At 72.5% G+C, this 17,090-nt stretch carries 22 protein-coding genes; 9 read left to right on the forward strand and 13 right to left on the reverse strand.

What is annotated here, in order from left to right; genetic code table 11:
• Positions 1–50: 50 nt before the first annotated feature.
• Positions 51–959, forward strand: a complete 909-nt coding sequence (locus N8J89_RS36715) for a LysR family transcriptional regulator (protein WP_283661520.1) — start codon at positions 51–53, stop codon at positions 957–959.
• Here N8J89_RS36715 and N8J89_RS36720 read toward each other — a convergent pair.
• Together N8J89_RS36720 and N8J89_RS36725 are read right to left on the reverse strand one after the other, a co-directional pair.
• A complete protein-coding gene (locus N8J89_RS36720; RefSeq protein ID WP_502868378.1) occupies positions 950–2,482 on the reverse strand; it encodes a leucyl aminopeptidase in 1,533 nt (510 codons plus the stop codon). The two genes, N8J89_RS36715 and N8J89_RS36720, sit on opposite strands and share 10 nt — an antisense overlap.
• A gap of 121 nt (positions 2,483–2,603) precedes the next feature.
• On the reverse strand, positions 2,604–2,771 hold the full coding sequence (locus N8J89_RS36725) for a DUF3117 domain-containing protein (protein WP_149848953.1): 168 nt from the start codon (positions 2,769–2,771) through the stop codon (positions 2,604–2,606).
• Between the two features lie 162 nt (positions 2,772–2,933).
• On the opposite strand from N8J89_RS36725, the gene N8J89_RS41810 reads away from it, so the two are divergent.
• Both N8J89_RS41810 and N8J89_RS36740 read left to right on the forward strand, forming a co-directional pair.
• On the forward strand, positions 2,934–3,707 hold the full coding sequence (locus tag N8J89_RS41810) for a PaaX family transcriptional regulator (protein WP_349497426.1): 774 nt from the start codon (positions 2,934–2,936) through the stop codon (positions 3,705–3,707).
• 24 nt (positions 3,708–3,731) lie between these two features.
• Complete coding sequence (locus N8J89_RS36740; RefSeq protein ID WP_283661522.1) at positions 3,732–4,514, forward strand: enoyl-CoA hydratase-related protein; 783 nt, start codon at positions 3,732–3,734, stop codon at positions 4,512–4,514.
• Positions 4,515–4,557: 43 nt separating this feature from the next.
• On the opposite strand, the gene N8J89_RS36745 is transcribed toward N8J89_RS36740, so the two are convergent.
• Genes N8J89_RS36745 through N8J89_RS36775 form a run of 7 tightly spaced genes read right to left on the reverse strand, consistent with a single transcriptional unit; the run spans position 4,558 to position 8,455 of the window.
• The gene (locus N8J89_RS36745) at positions 4,558–5,124 is read right to left on the reverse strand and encodes a DNA-3-methyladenine glycosylase I (protein ID WP_283661523.1); all 567 of its coding nucleotides are present in this window, start codon (positions 5,122–5,124) and stop codon (positions 4,558–4,560) included.
• Positions 5,121–5,570, reverse strand: coding sequence for an SRPBCC family protein (locus tag N8J89_RS36750; protein WP_283661524.1), 450 nt, complete (start codon positions 5,568–5,570; stop codon positions 5,121–5,123). Before N8J89_RS36750 ends, N8J89_RS36745 begins: the two co-directional genes overlap by 4 nt.
• Positions 5,563–5,874, reverse strand: a complete 312-nt coding sequence (locus tag N8J89_RS36755; RefSeq protein WP_283661525.1) for a DivIVA domain-containing protein — start codon at positions 5,872–5,874, stop codon at positions 5,563–5,565. Before N8J89_RS36755 ends, N8J89_RS36750 begins: the two co-directional genes overlap by 8 nt.
• 36 nt (positions 5,875–5,910) lie before the next feature.
• A complete protein-coding gene (locus N8J89_RS36760; protein ID WP_283661526.1) occupies positions 5,911–6,561 on the reverse strand; it encodes a permease prefix domain 1-containing protein in 651 nt (216 codons plus the stop codon).
• Complete coding sequence (locus N8J89_RS36765; protein ID WP_086783113.1) at positions 6,558–6,896, reverse strand: PadR family transcriptional regulator; 339 nt, start codon at positions 6,894–6,896, stop codon at positions 6,558–6,560. The genes N8J89_RS36760 and N8J89_RS36765 overlap by 4 nt, the downstream gene beginning before the upstream one ends.
• Positions 6,897–6,924: 28 nt before the next feature.
• Positions 6,925–7,857: a glucosyl-3-phosphoglycerate synthase gene (locus tag N8J89_RS36770; protein ID WP_283661527.1), complete on the reverse strand. Its 933-nt coding sequence runs from the start codon at positions 7,855–7,857 to the stop codon at positions 6,925–6,927.
• 10 nt (positions 7,858–7,867) lie between these two features.
• Positions 7,868–8,455, reverse strand: a complete 588-nt coding sequence (locus N8J89_RS36775) for a dihydropteroate synthase (RefSeq protein ID WP_283661528.1) — start codon at positions 8,453–8,455, stop codon at positions 7,868–7,870.
• A gap of 108 nt (positions 8,456–8,563) precedes the next feature.
• On the opposite strand from N8J89_RS36775, the gene N8J89_RS36780 reads away from it, so the two are divergent.
• The 3 genes from N8J89_RS36780 to N8J89_RS36790 all read left to right on the forward strand — a co-directional run bounded on the left by N8J89_RS36780 (position 8,564) and on the right by N8J89_RS36790 (position 11,228).
• Complete coding sequence (locus tag N8J89_RS36780; protein WP_283661529.1) at positions 8,564–10,141, forward strand: CocE/NonD family hydrolase; 1,578 nt, start codon at positions 8,564–8,566, stop codon at positions 10,139–10,141.
• 30 nt (positions 10,142–10,171) lie between these two features.
• Entirely contained in the window at positions 10,172–10,612 is a 441-nt protein-coding gene (locus tag N8J89_RS36785) for a VOC family protein (protein WP_283661530.1), read from the forward strand.
• Positions 10,613–10,685: 73 nt separating this feature from the next.
• Positions 10,686–11,228, forward strand: coding sequence for a hypothetical protein (locus N8J89_RS36790; RefSeq protein WP_283661531.1), 543 nt, complete (start codon positions 10,686–10,688; stop codon positions 11,226–11,228).
• Here the strand turns inward: N8J89_RS36790 and N8J89_RS36795 are convergent.
• The gene (locus N8J89_RS36795; RefSeq protein ID WP_252481110.1) at positions 11,225–11,770 is read right to left on the reverse strand and encodes an LOG family protein; all 546 of its coding nucleotides are present in this window, start codon (positions 11,768–11,770) and stop codon (positions 11,225–11,227) included. The genes N8J89_RS36790 and N8J89_RS36795 overlap by 4 nt on opposite strands.
• 1 nt (position 11,771) lies before the next feature.
• Positions 11,772–12,557: an LOG family protein gene (locus N8J89_RS36800; RefSeq protein ID WP_283661532.1), complete on the reverse strand. Its 786-nt coding sequence runs from the start codon at positions 12,555–12,557 to the stop codon at positions 11,772–11,774.
• Between the two features lie 118 nt (positions 12,558–12,675).
• Between N8J89_RS36800 and wrbA the strand changes: the two genes are divergently transcribed.
• The gene (gene wrbA, locus N8J89_RS36805; RefSeq protein ID WP_283661533.1) at positions 12,676–13,284 is read left to right on the forward strand and encodes an NAD(P)H:quinone oxidoreductase; all 609 of its coding nucleotides are present in this window, start codon (positions 12,676–12,678) and stop codon (positions 13,282–13,284) included.
• A gap of 52 nt (positions 13,285–13,336) precedes the next feature.
• Here wrbA and N8J89_RS36810 read toward each other — a convergent pair whose 3' ends face one another.
• Together N8J89_RS36810 and N8J89_RS36815 are read right to left on the reverse strand one after the other, a co-directional pair.
• Positions 13,337–14,185, reverse strand: a complete 849-nt coding sequence (locus N8J89_RS36810; RefSeq protein WP_283661534.1) for an ABC transporter permease subunit — start codon at positions 14,183–14,185, stop codon at positions 13,337–13,339.
• Positions 14,182–15,117, reverse strand: a complete 936-nt coding sequence (locus N8J89_RS36815; protein ID WP_283661535.1) for an ABC transporter ATP-binding protein — start codon at positions 15,115–15,117, stop codon at positions 14,182–14,184. The genes N8J89_RS36810 and N8J89_RS36815 overlap by 4 nt, the downstream gene beginning before the upstream one ends.
• A 134-nt stretch (positions 15,118–15,251) precedes the next feature.
• Between N8J89_RS36815 and N8J89_RS36820 the strand changes: the two genes are divergently transcribed.
• The gene (locus tag N8J89_RS36820) at positions 15,252–16,394 is read left to right on the forward strand and encodes a sensor histidine kinase (protein WP_283661536.1); all 1,143 of its coding nucleotides are present in this window, start codon (positions 15,252–15,254) and stop codon (positions 16,392–16,394) included.
• A gap of 2 nt (positions 16,395–16,396) precedes the next feature.
• On the forward strand, positions 16,397–17,050 hold the full coding sequence (locus N8J89_RS36825; RefSeq protein ID WP_283666342.1) for a response regulator: 654 nt from the start codon (positions 16,397–16,399) through the stop codon (positions 17,048–17,050).
• Positions 17,051–17,090 lie beyond the last annotated feature (40 nt).

Here is a 17,090-nt window from a genome sequence, read left to right on the forward strand (position 1 = left end):
ATCGTTTTCCCATACGTCCAATATCGGTATGTGCGAAAATCCATACTCTCATGGATGAGTCAACGGACGCGCTGCTCAGCGTGCTGGCACCACGGCTGGAACTGCTGCGGGCATTGGCCGAGCACCAGCACGTGACCAGGGCGGCCGAGTCACTCGGCGTGCCGCAGCCCACGGTGACCCGCTGGGTGGCCGAGCTCGGCCGCAAGCTGGGCGCGCCGCTGGTCACCAGGCAGGGCAGGGGCATCCGGCTGACCAGGGCCGGTCAGCTGCTCGCCGAGGCCGCCACCGAGGCGCTGGCCGCGCTGGAGGGCGGCTGCCGCCGGGCCGCGGAGGAGGTCGACCCGGAACGCGGGCTGGTGGCGCTGGGCTTCCTGCACGTCTTCGGCCGCTCGCTGGTGCCGGACCTGGTCCGCCGGTTCCGCGCCGAGCACCCCGGCATCCGGTTCAGCCTGGCCCAGGGCGCACACGAGGTGGTGCTGGGCAAGCTGCTCAGTGGCGAGCTGGACCTGGTGCTCTCCGCGGCCCCGCCCAGCGGCTGGCCGGACCGGCTGCACCGGGCGCCGATCCAGGACCAGCCGGTGGTCGCGGTGCTGCCGGAGCGGCACCGGCTGGCCGGCCGGCCGGAGATCGGCATCGCCGAGCTGGCCGAGGACGAGTTCGTGCAGCTGGAACCCGGCTTCGGCCTGCGGCTGATCACCGACGAGCTGTGCGCGGCGGCCGGGTTCACGCCGAAGATCGCCTTCGAGGGGCAGGAGATCGAGACCTTGCGCGGCCTGGTCTCGGCCGGGCTGGGCGTGGCGCTGCTGCCGCCCGCGGACCGGCTGCCGCCGCCGGGCGTGGTCGAGCTGGAGCTGACGCCCCGGCTGGTGCGGACCGTCGAGCTGGTCTGGCCCGCGGGTCAGCGGCTGCCGCCCGCGGTGCGCGCCTTCCGGGACTTCGCGTTGCTGGCTCAGGAGTAGCTGGCTGCCAGCTCCACCAGGGTGCGCGCGGCGAACCCGGTGGCCCCGATGCTCACCTCGTCGTAGGCCTTCTCGGCCCGCGCGGGACCTGCGATGTCCAGGTGCGCCCAGGGCAGTCCGGCGGCGAACTCGCGCAGGAACAGCGCCGCGGTGATCCCGCCCGGTCCCGGCGGGCACTGCCGCAGGTCGGCGATCTCACTGCGCACGTCCTCCTCGTGCGCGTCCAGCAGCGGCATCCGCCACCAGGCCTCACCGACTCGCTCGCCCGCGCCGGTGATCCGCGCGGCCAGCTCCTCGTCGGTGGCGAACAGCCCGCCGGTGCGCACCCCGAGGGAGACCTTCATCGCGCCGGTCAGCGTGGCCACGTCGACCAGCAGGTCCGGCCGGTGCTCGGCCACGCCGTAGGCCAGCGCGTCGGCCAGCACCATCCGGCCCTCGGCGTCGGTGTTGGTGACCTCGGTGGTGGTGCCGCCGTAGTGCCTGACCACGTCGCCGGGCCGGTAGGCGGAGCCGGAGACGTGGTTCTCCGCGCAGGGCACCAGGCCGGTGACCCGCACCGGCAGCTCGAGCGCGGCGATGCCGAGCAGCGCGGCGATCACCGCGGCGCCACCGGACATGTCGGTGCGCATCAGGTGCATGCCGGCCGCGGGCTTGATCGAGATGCCGCCGGTGTCGAAGGTGATGCCCTTGCCGACGAGCACGAGGTGCGGGGAGTCAGTGGTGATCTGCTCGGGCCGCCAGGTCAGCTCGACGAAGCGGGGCGGGCGGGAGGAACCGCCGCCGACCGCGAGCACCCCGCCGAAGCCCTGGGCCGCCAGCCACTTCTCGTCCCGGACGGTCACGGTCAGCCCGGCCACGCCCTTGCCGAGCCGGGCCGCGGTGCTCGCCAGCCAGGCCGGGTCCTTGACATCCGAGGGGGTGTTAGCAAGATCACGTGCGATCGAGGTCACCCTGGCGCGTTGCGCGGCCGCGGCGACCGCGTCGGCCAGCTCCGGCGCGTCCACGCCCTCGGGCAGCAGCAGCTCGACCGCCTTGGTCACGGGGGCCTGCTTGGCCGCGGTGACCCTGAACTTGTAGCCGCCCAGCGCGACCCCGGTGGTGAACGCGGCCACCCGCTCGGCGTCGACGTCCGAGGGCAGCAGCACCTGGAGCTGCTTGGCCGGGGTGCGGCCGTTCTCCTCATCCGCGGCGGCCCGCGCGTCGGCCGCCCGGACCAGTGCGGCGCCCGCCGAACGCCAGTCCTTCACCGTGCCCGCGCCCAGTCCGAGCACCCAGGCCAGTCCGCTCTCCGCACGCGGAACGATCTTGGTCTCCCCCGCCGCGCCGGTCAGCGCGAGGGCCTCGCGCCAGCCGTCCGGCAGGTCGAGGGAGTCCGCGCCGGTGCCGACCTCCGGACCCTGTTCGCCCTTGTGCGCCAACACGACCGTCGGCGCGGCCTTGCGCCGTGTGCGCGCGATCGTGACTTCGGGCACCGGGCTGGGCGCGGTGGGCACCACGGATGGCACTGAAGGACCTCCAGGCATAGCTGCGGAGACGCGAGCGGCGGATCTGAACCATCGCACACCGTCGGGTGAACGTAACAAGTCCCCGGCTTGCGTGGCGCAGGCCGGGGACTGAAGAAAGCGGAACCTGGTTACGGCGGCGTCAGCCGGCGGCGGCCTTCAAGGCATCGCCCAGGTTGCTTGCCTCCTCCGCCGACATCTCGACGACGAGGCGCCCCCCACCTTCCAGCGGAACGCGCATGACAATGCCGCGGCCCTCCTTGGTGACCTCCAGGGGACCGTCACCGGTCCGGGGCTTCATGGCCGCCATCGCGTGCTCCCTCCGTCAACAACCTTCCCCGCCGGCACATCCCCCGACATACCGGTAGGTCTCCATTGTCCCCCATATGTACGCACCTGCGAAACCGAACCGATCATCTCGTGTCGCGCTCGGGCTGGTCGAGGAGTCTGATGGCTGACAGACTCGGCCGTCGTGCGGGCTCGTTCAGCTTTGTTCGACGTGTATGGCGGACATCTTCGTTCCAGGGGCGGTGCGGCGACCGTCGCCGCGCTGGTCCGGCTGTTGGAGCCGTTGGGTTTCGCCGCTCCTGCCGTGCGTACCGCGGTGTCGCGGACGGTCCGTCAGGGCTGGTTGAAGCCCGTTCGGCTGCACGGGAGCCCAGGTTACGCGCTCACCCCGCGTGCCGAGCGGAGGCTCGACGAGGCGGCCGCCCGAATCTACCGAACGCGTCCGTCCACATGGGACGGCCAGTGGCATCTGGTGGTGCTGGAGGCCCTTGTCGCCCGGCCCGCGCGGGAGGAGCTCACTTCCTCGCTGAAGTTGCTGGGTTACGGAGAGTTGGGTCCAGTGACTTGGGTCGCACCCCGCGCCTCACCCGAGCTCAGCGAGCTGTTGCGGACCGAGGAGATCGCCGCCCGCACCTTCTTCGCCGCGCACGAGGGCAGCGACGTGGAGCTGGCCGCGCGGGCCTGGGACCTGGACTCCCTCGGCGCGGACTACCGGCGGTTCGTGGCCGACTGGGAGCCGCGACTGTCCGCTGTGGACCCGGCCGCGCCGCCCTCGGCCTTCGCCGCCTCCCAGGAACTGCTGCACGCCTGGCGGAAGTTCCTGTTCCGCGACCCCGGCCTGCCGCCGCAGCTGCTGCCCGCGGACTGGCCGGGCCACACCGCGGCCCGGTTCTTCGACACCAGCACCCAGAAGCTGGCCAAGGGCGCGGTCGCGTTCCTGGACAGCTGTCTCGACTGACCACTCAACGCCGAGGAGTCCACAGTGCCGCTGCTCATCGACGACGCCGACGGTGTCCGCACGATCACGCTGAACCGGCCGGAGTCGTTCAACTCCTTCACCGTCGAGATGAAGGAGGGCCTGCTGACCGCGCTGCACGAGGCGGGCCAGGACCCCGCGGTGCGCGCGCTGGTGCTCACCGGCGCGGGCAAGGCCTTCTGCGCCGGCCAGGACCTCAAGGAGCACATCGCGCTGCTGGAGGCGGACGACCCGGCCCCGCTGGAGACCGTGCGCAAGCACTACAACCCGATGCTGCGCGCGCTGACCGGCCTGCCCAAGCCGGTGATCGCCGCGGTGAACGGGATGGCCGCGGGCGCGGGCGCCTCCCTGGCCTACGCCTGCGACCTGCGGATCGCGGCCGAGTCGGCGAAGTTCCTGATGGCCTTCGCCAACGTGGGCCTGACCGCGGACTCCGGCGCGTCCTGGACGCTGCCCCGGCTGATCGGCTACGGCCGGGCGATGGAGCTGATGCTGCTGGCCCAGCCGGTCACCGCGCCGGAGGCCAAGGAGCTCGGCATGGTCAACCGGGTGGTGCCCGACGGCGAGGCGCTGACCGCGGCGCAGGAGCTGGCCGCGCGGATGGCGGCCGGCCCGACCACGGCCTACGCCAAGCTCAAGGAGGCCATGCTGATCGCGGCGGGCTCGGACCTGGAGGCCGCGCTGGAGGCCGAGGCCCGCACCCAGGCCGAGGCCGGTCAGACCACCGACCACCGCGAGGCGGTCGCCGCCTTCGTGGCCAAGCGCAAGCCCACCTTCACCGGCACCTGACCCCACCCCGAGTGTTGGCCGTTGTCGTACGGAGTGTTGGCCGCTATCGCGCGACCCAGCAGTCCTGGATGTGGTCGTCGACCATCCCCGTGGCCTGCATCAGCGCGTAGCAGGTGGTCGGCCCGACGAAGGCGAAGCCGCGCTTCTTCAGCGCCTTGGCCATGGCGGTGGACTCCGGCGTGATCGCCGGCACCTCCGCCATGGTCTTCGGCCGCGGCCCCGGCTCCGGCGCGAAGGACCACAGCAGCTCGTCCAGCGGCTGGTCCAGCTCGGCCACCGCGCCCGCGTTGCGGATCACCGCCAGGATCTTGGCCCGGTTGCGCACGATGCCCGGATCGGCCAGCAGGCGCTCGATGTCCGGCTCGGCGTACCCGGCGACCACCTCCGGGTCGAACCCGGCGAAGGCGGCCCGGAAGTTCTCCCGCTTGCGCAGGATGGTGATCCAGGACAGCCCGGACTGGAAGGCCTCCAGCGACATCCGCTCGAACATGGCCTGCTCGCCGCGCAGCGGACGGCCCCACTCGGTGTCGTGGTACTCGACGTAGTCCGGAGTGGAGGCGCCCCAGGCGCAGCGCGGCCTGCCGTCGGGACCGGCGAGCGCACCGCTCACGGGCGGCGGTCCCGGCACAGCCTGGCGAAGCGGTCCAGCGAGCGGCGCAGGCCCCAGGTGAAGGCCGGGCGGACCAGCGGCCAGCCCACCTTGCCCAGCGGGCCGTAGGGCAGGTCCAGGCGTTCCCACCAGACCAGCCGGGACAGCCGGTCCGAGGTGGGCTCGATCCGGAAGCCGCCGTCGCCGCGCAGCAGCTTGCCGGTGTGCCGGACCTCGCAGCTGCGCGGCGGGTCCCAGCCGGTGATCTCCATGGTGTCGAAGAAGCCCAGCCCGGCCACCCCGGTGAAGGCGACCATGGTCGAGCCGGTGCTCTGCCCGTCGCCGCCGGTGCGGTGCACCTGGGTGCCGAGCATCCACTCGCCCTGGTTGGCCCAGTCCGAGGCCACCGCCCAGGCCACCTCGGCCGGGGCAGGCACGGCCACCGTCAGGGTCACTTCCTCACTCACCGGCGCGCGCCTCCTGCTCCTGTGCTTCCAGTTCGGCCACCCTGGCCCGTAGCTCGTCCAGCTCATCGGCGGCGCGCTGCAGCACCCAGTCCACTTCGGACATCTTGTAGCCGCGGACGACCTGCTGGAACCGCACGGCACGCAGGTCCTCGCCGCTGACCTCCGAGGACGGCAGCTCGGTCGGCGTGGCCCCTGGGGCCAGCGGCGCGAGCTGCTCGCCCCGGCCGAAGACCAGCGAGGCGATGAGGAAGACCACGGCCGCCACGAAGATCATGACGACGAGGTAGATGAGGGCGGTGGTCACGCCTGTAGATGGTGGCATGGACCACCGTCAGCTGCCTCAGGCGGCCGACAACACGAAGCAGCGCCTGGTCAGGTGCACCAGGTAGGCCAGCACGAAGGAGGCCGCCATGCTGGTCAGCAGCGCGGAGGGGTGCAGCATCAGCCCGTCCATGGCCATGCCGCCGATCACGATGGGCAACTGGAGCACCAGGTAGCCGCCGAGCATGATGGTCATGAACGCGCCAGCCGAGCGGCCGAGCAGCCGGGCCGAGACCCAGCGCTGCGCGACCCGCTTGCCGATCACCAGCGCCAGCAGCGCGAACACCGCGATCAGCACCCAGACGTAGTCGATGGCGTTGGTGAGCATGAGGAACCAGTCCGGCGGCAGCGCCCCGCCCTGCCAGGACGCGCCTTCCCACAGCTGCCGGGAGGCCTGGTGGATCACGTGGATCAGCGGGATGGCCAGCAGCAGCGAGCGGATCGCGTGCGCGCCGTGCGCGGCGGCCAGCTCGGCCTGGTACTCGCGGGCAATCATCGGGATCGGGCCGAACTCGCGCACCGCGCGCGCCTCGGCGTCGGCGATCCCGGCCTCGGCGTAGGCCTCGGCGACATCGCGCAGGCTGTGCTCAGCCTCGGCCAGCAGGTCGGCCTTGGCCGCCTTGGGACCGCTCAGTCGCGAGTCCAGCTCGCTCAGGTAGGACTCGATCAAGCCTTTGCAGGCCATGGTCCGCCTCCGAGTACACCCTCGATGGCCGCGGTGAACTCACGCCAAGCGGTGCGTTCCGCGGCCAATGCCCGCTTCCCGGCGCCGGTCAGCTGGTAGGTGCGCCGTTGCCGCCCGGCAACCGTACTCCACTCGCTCCGGACGTACCCGGCTCGTTCGAGCCTGCGCAGCGCCGGGTAGACGGTGCCGGTCGGCAGGTCGAGCGCTCCCCCGCTGAGCAGCTGCAATGCCTCGATGATGGCGTAACCGTGGAGCTCCCTGCCGTCGAGAGTGGCCAGCAGCAGGGCGTCCAGGTGCCCACGTAGAGCGTCCGACTTCACACGATGAGTGTAGGGGAGCCTAAGTAGATCAGGTAGCCCCACTACACATGCGATGGATCTCACTCATCGGCGGCCGGTCGACCAGCGCGATCTCGGTGGCATCCGGCAGCCATTCTTCGGCCACCTGGGTGAACTGGGTGTACGCGCCCGCGTCCGCCTCGATCCCGCAGCGGGCCAGCGCGGTGCCCAGGATCTGCCTGGCCATCACGCCGAGCTGGGCCAGCGAGCGGTTGCGGTGCTTGCGCACACCGAGGTTGACCTGGGCCAGGCCGTCCAGGCCGTAGCGGGCGTGCGCGTCCAGCAGCAGGCCGATCTCCACGCCGTAGCCGGGCGCGAAGGGCACCGCGCAGAGGAAGTCCCGCCGGGCCGCGTACTCCCCGCCCAGCGGCTGCACGATCCCGGCCAGCTCCGGCCGCAGCGCGCCCAGCACCGGCCGGGCCAGCAGCTCGGTGACCCGGCCGCCGCCCTCGCTCTCCAGCCGCAGCGGACGCCGGTAGAAGCCCTTGACCAGCGCCACCGCCGGCTCGGTGAGCAGCGGGCCGAGCAGCGCGGGCAGGAAGCCGGGGTCGAAGTCGACCAGGTCGGAGTCCAGGAAGACCACCAGGTCGCCGGTAGTCGCGGCCAGCGAGCGCCACAGCGCCTCGCCCTTGCCCGGCCGCACCGGCAGCTCCGGCAGCACGTCCTCCCGGCGCACCACCCTGGCCCCGGCCGCGGCGGCCACCTCGGCGGTGGCGTCGGCAGAACCGGAGTCCAGCACCACCAGCTCGTCGGCCAGCGGGTCCGGCCCGGTGGCCATCGGCAGCAGCGCGGAGACGATCGCGCCCACCGTCTTCTGCTCGTCCAGCGCGGGCAGCACCACGCTCACCGTGCGCCCGGCCTTGGCCCGCACCAGCTCGTCCACGCTCCACTGTGGACTCTGCCAGGTGTGCGCCGCGAACCAGTCCTCGATGCCTTGCCGCACAAGGTTCCTCTCAGGTCAGGGCGCGCAGCACCGCGGCGGGCGGCCTGCTCCCGTTGATACTGGCGGCCATCTCCAGCGCCTGCCGGACCCTGGGCACCTCGCGGGTGCGCACCACCTGGACCCCGCGCCAGGCCGCGAGCGCGGCCACCGCCAGCGCCGCGTCGCCGGAACCGTTGTCCGGCAACGTGATCAGCCGAGGCCAGGGCGCGGGTTCGGCCAGCCGCTGGAGCAGGCCGGGTCCGGCCGGGCAGTCCAGCAACCCGGTGACACCCGGCTCGAGCCCGGCGGCGATCAGCGCCGCCCCGTGCCGGGCCGCCGCCGCGGCGGTCGCCGGATCCGCGCCGGTGACGTCGAGCAGGTCCGCCCCGGCCGCGCACAGCCCGGCCGCATCGCCGGGGGTGGCGGCCAGCGCGAGCCGGGGGTGCCGGGCGCGGACCTCGGCCACGAAGGCCGGGTCGGCGGAGCCCAGGTCGAGCAGGTCCGCGCCCTGCGCCAGCGCCGCGTCCACGGCGGCCGCGGCAGGCTCGACCTGGGCGAGCACCAGCGCGCGGTCGACCGGCAGGTCCCGGCCGGCGAGGGCGAAGCGGAGAGGGGTCACCTCCCGATCGTGCCACGAGCGCCTCGCTGTGATTCCGGCCACAATCACGTCACCAATGTGGTCCGCGCCACTTTTACCTACTGACCGGTAAGGGCCAATGGAGGTCACATGCGTCGGTTCGTCCTTCTCCTGCTGGCAGCGCTCACCGCGCTGGTGACCAGCGGATCGCTCGCCCCGGTGGCGAGCGCGGCTCCGGCTGGCCCGGAGTTCCTGACCATCACCAGCAAGGACGGGACGAAGCTGGGGGCGCACCTGTTCCGCCCGGCCGGACCTGGTCCGCACCCGGCGGTGGTGCTGATCTCCAGCTGGAGCGTGAACAACCTGGAGTACATCGCGCAGACCCGCAAGCTCGCCGAGGCGGGTTACGTCGCGCTCAGCTACACCACCCGCGGCTTCTGGGAGTCCGGCGGCACCATCGAGGTGGCCGGGCCGGAGGACGTCCAGGACGCCTCCTCGGTGGTGGACTGGGTGCTGGCCAACACCAGCGCGGACCCGGCGAAGATCGGCATGGCCGGGGTCTCCTACGGCGCGGGCATCAGCATGCTCACCGCGGCCAAGGACAAGCGGGTGCGCGCGGTGGCCGCGCTGAGCGCCTGGGCCGACCTGGCCGCCGCACTGCTGCCCAACCAGACCTGGAGCCAGCAGGCGATCGGCCTGCTCGCCCTGGCCGGCAGGCTCACCGGCCGTCCCGGCGCGAAGCTGCAGCACACCCTGGCCGCCTACGAGCGCAACGACCGGGTGGAGGCGATGAAGCTCGCGCCCGAGCGCAGCCCGGCGCACCAGCTGGCCGGACTGAACGCGAACAAGCCCGCGGTGCTGATCGCCAACGGCTGGTCGGACAGCCTGTTCCCGGCCGGGCAGCTCGCCGACTACTACAACCAGCTCCAGCTGCCCAAGCGCCTGGAGTTCCAGCCCGGCGACCACGCGGTGCCCGAGCTGACCGGCATCATCGGCCTGCCGAATGACACCTGGACCTCGGTGCACCGCTGGTTCGACCGGCACCTGCGCGGCCAGGCCAACGGCATCGACAAGGAACAGCCGGTGCAGGTCCGCCCGACCCTGGGCGGCTCCTGGAAGGGCTACGACAGCTGGGCCGCGCTGGAGGCCGCGCCGAAGAAGCTGTACCTCTCCGGCCTGACCCCGGTGCTCAACCGCACCGGCGAGCTGGTCAGCTCCGCCCGCACCGGCTGGTCGCACAAGGCGGACGCGGGCATCGACACCATCGCCAACGGCGGCACCGCGATCCTCACCGGCGGCGCGGAGGCACTGGGCATCCCGCAGTTCGCCTGGATTCCCGGCGTGCTCCGCACCAACGCCGGCGTCTGGCAGACCCCGGTGCTGACCAGCCCCGCCACCGTCCGCGGCACCCCGAGGCTGCACCTGACCGTCACCCCGAGCAGCGCCCGCGCCACCGTGGTCGCCTACCTCTACGACGTCGGCCCCACCGGCACCGGCCGCCTGCTCACCCACCAGCCGCACACCCTGCTGGAGGCCACCCCCGGCAAGCCCACCGCCCTGAACATCTCGCTGGACCCGCTGGTGCACCCGGTTCCGGCCGGGCACCGGGTCGCGGTGGTGGTGGACACGGTGGACGGGCTGTACCGGGGCGAGAGCAAGATCGGCTCCTCGGTCACCTTCAGCTCGCCCGCGGACAACCCGTCCCGCCTGGACCTGCCGCTGGGCTGAACTGTCGGTGGCCGGGTCTAGCTTCGCCACATGGCGACCGAATGGCACCTGACCATTGACTGCAATGACGCGGTCCGCATGTCCGCCTTCTGGGAGGTGGCCCTTCGCTACGTGAAGAAGCCACCCCCAGCAGGCTGGGACAGCTGGCAGGCCTTCTTCGACTTCAAGGGCTATGAGGACACCGACGACTTCTTCGAGGGCGCCTACCTGTCCGACCCCGACGGCACGCGCCCGAGCTTCTTTTTTCAGGAGGTCCCGGAAAAGCACCAGGGCAAGAACTGGTTCCACCTGGACCTCAAGGTCAGCGGCGGGCGGACCCGGCCCGCCGCGGAGCGGGTGCCGCTGATCGAGGCGGAGGTGGCCCGGCTGACCGCGGCCGGTGGACGGGTGCTGCGCCGGGTGGAGCAGGACGGCGCGCTGGACTTCGTGATCATGCTGGACCCGGAGGACAACCAGTTCTGCGTCGCCTGAGCCGCGACCACGCTCCGCGACCACGGGGGTTCGCCCGTCCGGGGAAAGGGCCGGGTTCCTAGAGTGCTGGCCCATGTCGCGCAGCTTCCGGGTGGACATCGAGCTGGCTGAGTCGCGTCACGAGGATGTGGCGCTGAGTTGGGGTGGGTGGTCCTCGCAGCGGCGGCGGGATGTGCCGGGGTTCGGCTGGGACGTCGAGCTGCCGGTGGTGGTGCGGTTGCTGGAGGCGATCGAGCGCGGGCGGACCTCGGCGGCGGAGGCGCGGGCCGAGCTGCTGGCGGCGGCGCAGGCCTGTGTGCCGCACAGCGGGTGCTGTCCGCGGTGTGAGGACCGGGCCGAGGGGTACCGGCGGGCGCTGGCGGAGTTCGAGCAGGCGCGGCGGCGCTTCGCCGACTCGGTGCGGTACCCGTTCCTGGTCAACAGCGGCGTCCTGCACCGCTGGGACTGCGCGACCGTGCCGGGCGCGGGGCCGACCCATCCCGGGCGCAGCCTGCAGCAGTACGTGCACGAGGCGCGCTACTCCTGGCACCCCGGGCAGCGGCGGCTCAGTGACGCCGAGGCGTCCCGGCTGCCACCGGAGCGCCACTGCGTCACCTGCCGTCCGCTGGTCCGTTAACTGACCCCGCGCTCGGCGAAGGTCTTCAGCGCGCGCAGCGGGTCCTCCTCGACGAAGACCAGGTCGCGGTACTTCGGCGCGACGAACTCCTCCGCCACCGCGTGGTTCACGAACTCGCGCAGCCGCTGGTAGTAGCCGTCCACGTCGAGCAGCGCGATGGGCTTGCGGTGGATGCCGAGCAGCGCCCAGGTCCACACCTCGAACAGCTCCTCGAAGGTGCCCAGGCCGCCGGGCAGCGCGATGAAGGCGTCCGACAGCGCGGCCATCTTCGCCTTGCGCTCGTGCATGTCGGCCACCACGTGCAGCTCGGTGAGCCCGTGGTGGGCCACCTCGCGGTCCCACAGCCCCTGCGGGATCACGCCCTGCACCCGGCCGCCCGCGGCCAGCGCCGCGTCCGCCACCACGCCCATGGTGCCCACGCTGGCGCCGCCGTAGACCAGTTCCACGCCCTGTTCGGCCAGGACCGTGCCGAGCCGCCGCGCGGCCTCGACGTACTTCTCGCCCTTGCCCGGGGACGAACCGCAGAAGACGCAGACCCTCATGTCAGTGCGCGTCCTGCCAGGCCTTGTATGCCTCCTCGACCACGCGCACCGCGTCGTCGATGTCGTCGGTCAGGTGCAGCAGGGCCAGGTCCTTCTCGCCGATCTTGCCGGAGCCGGCCACCGAGTCGCGCAGCCAGTCGTAGAGGCCCTGCCAGTAGTCCACGCCGAAGAGCACCACCGGGAACTTGGTGACCTTCTTGGTCTGCACCAGGGTGAGCGCCTCGAACAGCTCGTCCAGGGTGCCGAAGCCGCCGGGCAGGCAGATGAACGCCTGCGAGTACTTCACGAACATGGTCTTGCGGGTGAAGAAGTAGCGGAAGTTCACGCCGAGGTCGACCCACGGGTTGAGGCCCTGCTCGAACGGCAGCTCGATGCCGAGGCCGACCGACATGCCGCCGGCCTCCTGGGCGCCGCGGTTGACCGCCTCCATCGCGCCGGGGCCGCCGCCGGTGATCGAGGCGAACCCGGCCTCGGCCAGCGCCTTGCCCAGCTTGCGGCCGGTCTCGTACTCGGGGTGGTCCCGGCCGGTGCGGGCCGAGCCGAAGACGGTGACCGCCCTCGGCAGCTCGGCGAGCGCGCCGAAGCCCTCCACGAACTCGGCCTGGATCCGCATCACCCGCCACGGGTCGGTGTGCACCCAGTCGGAGGGGCCGCGGGAGTCGAGCAGCCGCTGGTCGGTGGTGGTGGACTCCACGCTGCTGGAGCGGCGGAGGGTGACCGGGCCGCGCTGCTTCTCGCGCACGTCCACGTCGGGGCTGGACGCGAGGTCCTTCGGGTCGAGCGTCATAGCACACAGCCTAGTGAGGCCCGAACCGTGAGATCCGGTTGCGGGCGGCCTGGCACCCGTGCACCATCTTCCACGTAAGAGATTGAAAGTTGGACAACATGCTTCGGAGAGTCCCGTCATGAGCCAGCCCAAGGTCGCCGTCATCTACTACAGCTCCACCGGCAGCGTGCACTCCCTCGCCCAGTCGATCGCCGAGGGCGCCGCGGGCGCGGGCGCGGAGGTCCGGGTGCTGAAGGTGCCCGAGCTCGCCCCGGCCGAGGCCATCGCGAGCAACCCGGCCTGGCAGGCGCACGCCGAGGCCACCAAGGACGTGCCGGTGGCCACCGCGGCGGACGTGGAGTGGGCGGACGCGGTCATCTTCGGCACGCCGACCCGCTTCGGCAACGTCTCCAGCCAGCTCAAGCAGTTCCTGGACACCCTGGGCGGCCTGTGGGCGCGGGGCGCGCTGGCGGACAAGGTGTACTCCGGCTTCGTCTCCACCGCGACCCTGCACGGCGGCCGCGAGTCCACCCTGCTCGCGCTGTACAACACCGTGCACCACTTCGGCGGCATCCTCATCACCCCCGGCTACACCGACCCGATCCAGTTCGCCACCGGCACGCCCTACGGCGCCTCGCACGCCGACGCCCAGGGCCAGAACCCGATCAGCGAGGACACCCACGCCTCCGCCCGCTACCAGGGCAAGCGGGTGGCCGAGCTGACCGCGCGGTTCCTCAAGAACGCCTGAGCACGGCCGACCGGCCCCTGGCAGCGTTGCCAAGGGCCGGTCCCAGCCGCACTCAGCTGACATCCCGGCGGCGCACCAGCCACACCGTCAGCGCGGCGAAGGCCAGGGCGTACGCGCAGGCCATGCCGACCGCGGGCCAGGCGGTGAGGGTGTCCACCACGCCCGGCGCGCCGCCCTGCGACACCGGGGTGGCGCCCAGCGCGGCCACCACCGACCCGGCCACCGAGCCGGGCAGCAGGTCGGTCACCGGCGTCAGCCAGTCCAGCGCGCCGGCCACTCCGCGCAGCAGGTTCTCCACCGCCAGCACCCACACCACGCCGAGGCCGACGGCCAGCGCGGGACTGCGGGAGAGCGTGCCGAGCGCGACCCCGGCGGAGACCCACATACCCAGCACCAGCAGCGCGCCGGCCACCGCCCGCAGCACCTCGCCCACCGGCGGGAAGACCAGCGCCTGCCCCTCGGCCAGCGCGACCGCGGTGGAGATGCCCAGGTCCACCACCAGGGTGGCCAGCACCACGGTGAGCACCACCGCGGCCAGCCCGGCCACCGTGCCGGCGAGCACGCTCAGCCGTCCCCGGCCCTGGGTGAACGCGGTTTTCCAGGTGCCCCAACCGAATCCGCTGCCGGTGGCGAGCGCGCCCAGGGTCAGCATGATCGCCCCGCCGAACATCGGCGTGCCCTGCGCCAGCCCGACCGGCACCCCGGCGGGCAGCAACCGCTCCAGCAGCAGCTCTTTCGGCGTGCCCGCGGCGAACCCTGAACCGTCCACATAGGACAGGTAGTTGAAGATGTAGACGAAGATGATGTTGAGCACCAGCCAGGCCCCGCCGATCACCCAGACCGCGGGCCATTTCCGCAGCCGGAAGAGTTCGGCGCGACTGGTCGCGAGTACGGCGTTCATCGGTTGTCCTCCTTGGTCATCTCGAAGAAGACCTCTTCGAGCGAGCGTTCCACCGGCCGGATCTCGTGCACGTCCACCTGGGCGGCCACCAGCGCGCGGTTGACCTCCGCGCCGCGGGCGGGATCCACCCGCAGCTGCATCGCATCGTCCACAATGGACACGTTGTCGTCACCGGCCACCCGCATGGCCACCGCCAGCGCGACATCCAGCGGGTCGGCCCGCACCAGCAGCCGTCCGCCGCCGCGCAGCTCGCCCACGGTGGCCTCGGTGACCAGGCGGCCGCGTGAGATCACCCCGACCCGGTCGCAGATCTCCTGCACCTCGCTGAGCTGGTGGCTGGACAGCAGCACGGTCTGCCCGGCCGCGGACAGCTCCGCGATCAGCTTGCGCATGTCGCTGACGCCCGCCGGGTCCAGGCCGTTGGTCGGCTCGTCCAGGATCAGCAGCTCGGGGTCGCCGAGCAGGGCCGCGGCCACGCCGAGCCGCTGCTTCATGCCCAGGGAGTAGGAGGTGAACCGGTCCTTGCCGCGGACGCTCAGGTCCACCTTGGCCAGCGCGTCCTCGACATGGGCGTCCCGCAGGCCGCGGTGGCGGGCCAGCGCGCGCAGGTTGTCCCGGCCGCTGAGGTAGGGGAAGAAGCCCGGTCCCTCGATCAGCGCGCCGACCAGGCGGTTGGCCGCCGGGGTGCCGGCGCGCTCGCCGAGCACGGTGGCCGCGCCGCTGGTCGGGCGGACCAGGCCGAGCACCATGCGCAGGGTGGTGGTCTTGCCCGCGCCGTTGGGGCCGAGGAAGCCGTAGACCTCGCCCCGGCGCACGGTCAGCCCGACCCCGTCCACCGCGAGGTGGCCGCCGTAGCGCTTGGTCAGTTTCCTGGTGTGCACCGCGGCCAGTTCCGGTGGTGCCAGCGGTGGTGCGCTCAGCTGCGTTGTCATGGCAGAAGCGTGTCGGCGGGGGTGCTGCCGGGGCGTCACCGTCACGGCGGCTTGGCGGCTACGCGGGATCGCGTAGGCCGGGTACGCGCCGCCGGTGACGCCGGATCTCCTTCGCGCTCCTATCGTCTGCTGACGTGAGCACCACTGCCGAGCGGCCGTCCCCGTGGGATGTGTGGCCAGCCCTGCCGTTCCTGGCCGCCGGCCTGATCGGCACCCAGGCCGCGGCCTTCTTCCAGCCCGACGCGGCCCGGCCGCCGGACGTGCTGGCCTACCTGCTGATCGCGGTGGCCGCCTGCGCGCTGGCGGTGCGGCACTGGCCGGCGCCCGCGTTGGCCGCAAACGGGATCGCGGTCACCGCGTACCTGACCCTCGGCTACCCGTGGGGCCCGATCCTGTTCACCGTGCCCGCGATCGTCTGCCTGGTGTCGATCCGCTGGCCGGTGCGGCGGGCGCTGGTCGCGGTGGCCGCCTACCTGGGCGTGCTGATCGTGGCCATGTTCACCAAGCACCTGCAAGAAGCCACCCTCGGCGATCCGGTGCGGCTGCTCAGCGTCACGTTGATCTGGGTGCTGATCCTGGCCGCGGCGCTGGTGCTGGGCACCGCGATCCGGATGCGCCGGGCGGCCAGGGCGGATGTGCGGATCGAGCAGGCCAGGCGGGTGGCCTCGGAGGAGCGGCTGCGGATGGCCCAGGACCTGCACGACACCATCGGGCACGGGCTGGCGGTGATCGCCATGCAGGCCGGGGTCGCGCTGCACGTGCTGGAGCGCAGTCCCGGCGAGGCCAGGGCCGCGATGGAGGCGGTGCGCGCGACCAGCCGGGAGTCGCTGGAGAACCTGCGGTTCGCGCTGGATGCGCTGCGCAGCCCCGGTTCGGCCGAGCTGCGACCCGCGCCGGGCCTGGCCGAGCTGCCCAGGCTGGTGGACCGGGTGCTCGCGGGCGGGGTCGAGGTCAGCCTGGACGGCGCGGCCGGCGAGCTGCCGCAGCCGGTGGACGCGGCGGCCTACCGGATCGTGCAGGAGGCGCTGACCAACGTGCTCCGGCACGCGCTGGGCGCCAGTGCGCACATCCGGCTGGCGCGCACCGAGGAGGAGCTGCTGATCGAGGTCACCGACAGCGGCGGCGCGGGCGGCGGGGTCCCGGCGGGAGCGGGCTCGGGCATTCGCGGGATGCGCGCCCAGGCCGGAGCGCTGGGCGGCACACTGTCCGCGGGCCCCCGCACCGGCGGTGGCTTCGCGGTGACCGCGCGGCTGCCGCTGACCGGGGAGGGCGCGTGAACGTGATCCGGGTCGTGGTCGTGGACGACCAGGCGCTGGTGCGGGTCGGCGTGCGCACCCTGCTGGGTTCGGAGCCGGACACCGAGCTGGTCGGCGAGGCCGCGGACGGCCGCAGCGGGGTGGCCAGGGTCCGCGAGCTCAAGCCGGACGTGGTGCTGATGGACATCCGGATGCCGGACCTGGACGGCCTGGCCGCACTGCGCGAGATCACCGCCGACCCGGCGCTGCACGAGGTCAGGGTGGTCATGCTGACCACCTTCGGCCTGGACGAGTACGTCTTCGAGGCACTGCGCAGCGGCGCCAGCGGCTTCGTGCTCAAGGACGCCGAACCGGAGGAGATGCTGCGCGCGGTCCGGGTGGTGGCCGGCGGCGGCTCGCTGCTGTCCCCGTCGGTGACCCGCAGCGTGATCAGCCGCTTCGCCCGCCCCGGCCCCGCCCCGGTCAGCCACCCCGGCGTTGCCCACCTGACCGACCGGGAGCGCGAGGTGGTCGGCTGGGTCGCCACCGGCATGTCCAACGACGAGATCGCCGCCCAGCTGGTGGTCAGCAGCGAGACCGTCCGCACCCACGTCAGCCGCGCGATGCTCAAGATGCACGCCCGCGACCGCGCCCAGCTGGTCGTCTTCGCCCTGCAATCCGGCCTGGGCCCGACCTAACCCCCATCGTGTTGGCCGATCTCGTACGGAGTGTTGGCCG

The organism is Crossiella sp. CA-258035, from assembly GCF_030064675.1.
GTDB lineage: Bacteria > Actinomycetota > Actinomycetes > Mycobacteriales > Pseudonocardiaceae > Crossiella.

What these genes read in the sequence shown, in the direction of transcription:
- N8J89_RS36810 (WP_283661534.1), bottom strand. Translation starts at nt 14,185, where the DNA reads ATGAACGCCGTACTCGCGACCAGTCGCGCCGAACTCTTCCGGCTGCGG.
- wrbA (WP_283661533.1), top strand. Translation starts at nt 12,676, where the DNA reads ATGAGCCAGCCCAAGGTCGCCGTCATCTACTACAGCTCCACCGGCAGC.
- N8J89_RS36800 (WP_283661532.1), bottom strand. Translation starts at nt 12,557, where the DNA reads ATGACGCTCGACCCGAAGGACCTCGCGTCCAGCCCCGACGTGGACGTG.
- N8J89_RS36725 (WP_149848953.1), bottom strand. Translation starts at nt 2,771, where the DNA reads ATGGCGGCCATGAAGCCCCGGACCGGTGACGGTCCCCTGGAGGTCACC.
- N8J89_RS36780 (WP_283661529.1), top strand. Translation starts at nt 8,564, where the DNA reads ATGCGTCGGTTCGTCCTTCTCCTGCTGGCAGCGCTCACCGCGCTGGTG.
- N8J89_RS36720 (WP_502868378.1), bottom strand. Translation starts at nt 2,482, where the DNA reads ATGCCTGGAGGTCCTTCAGTGCCATCCGTGGTGCCCACCGCGCCCAGC.
- N8J89_RS36715 (WP_283661520.1), top strand. Translation starts at nt 51, where the DNA reads ATGGATGAGTCAACGGACGCGCTGCTCAGCGTGCTGGCACCACGGCTG.
- N8J89_RS36795 (WP_252481110.1), bottom strand. Translation starts at nt 11,770, where the DNA reads ATGAGGGTCTGCGTCTTCTGCGGTTCGTCCCCGGGCAAGGGCGAGAAG.
- N8J89_RS36815 (WP_283661535.1), bottom strand. Translation starts at nt 15,117, where the DNA reads ATGACAACGCAGCTGAGCGCACCACCGCTGGCACCACCGGAACTGGCC.
- N8J89_RS36785 (WP_283661530.1), top strand. Translation starts at nt 10,172, where the DNA reads ATGGCGACCGAATGGCACCTGACCATTGACTGCAATGACGCGGTCCGC.
- N8J89_RS36790 (WP_283661531.1), top strand. Translation starts at nt 10,686, where the DNA reads ATGTCGCGCAGCTTCCGGGTGGACATCGAGCTGGCTGAGTCGCGTCAC.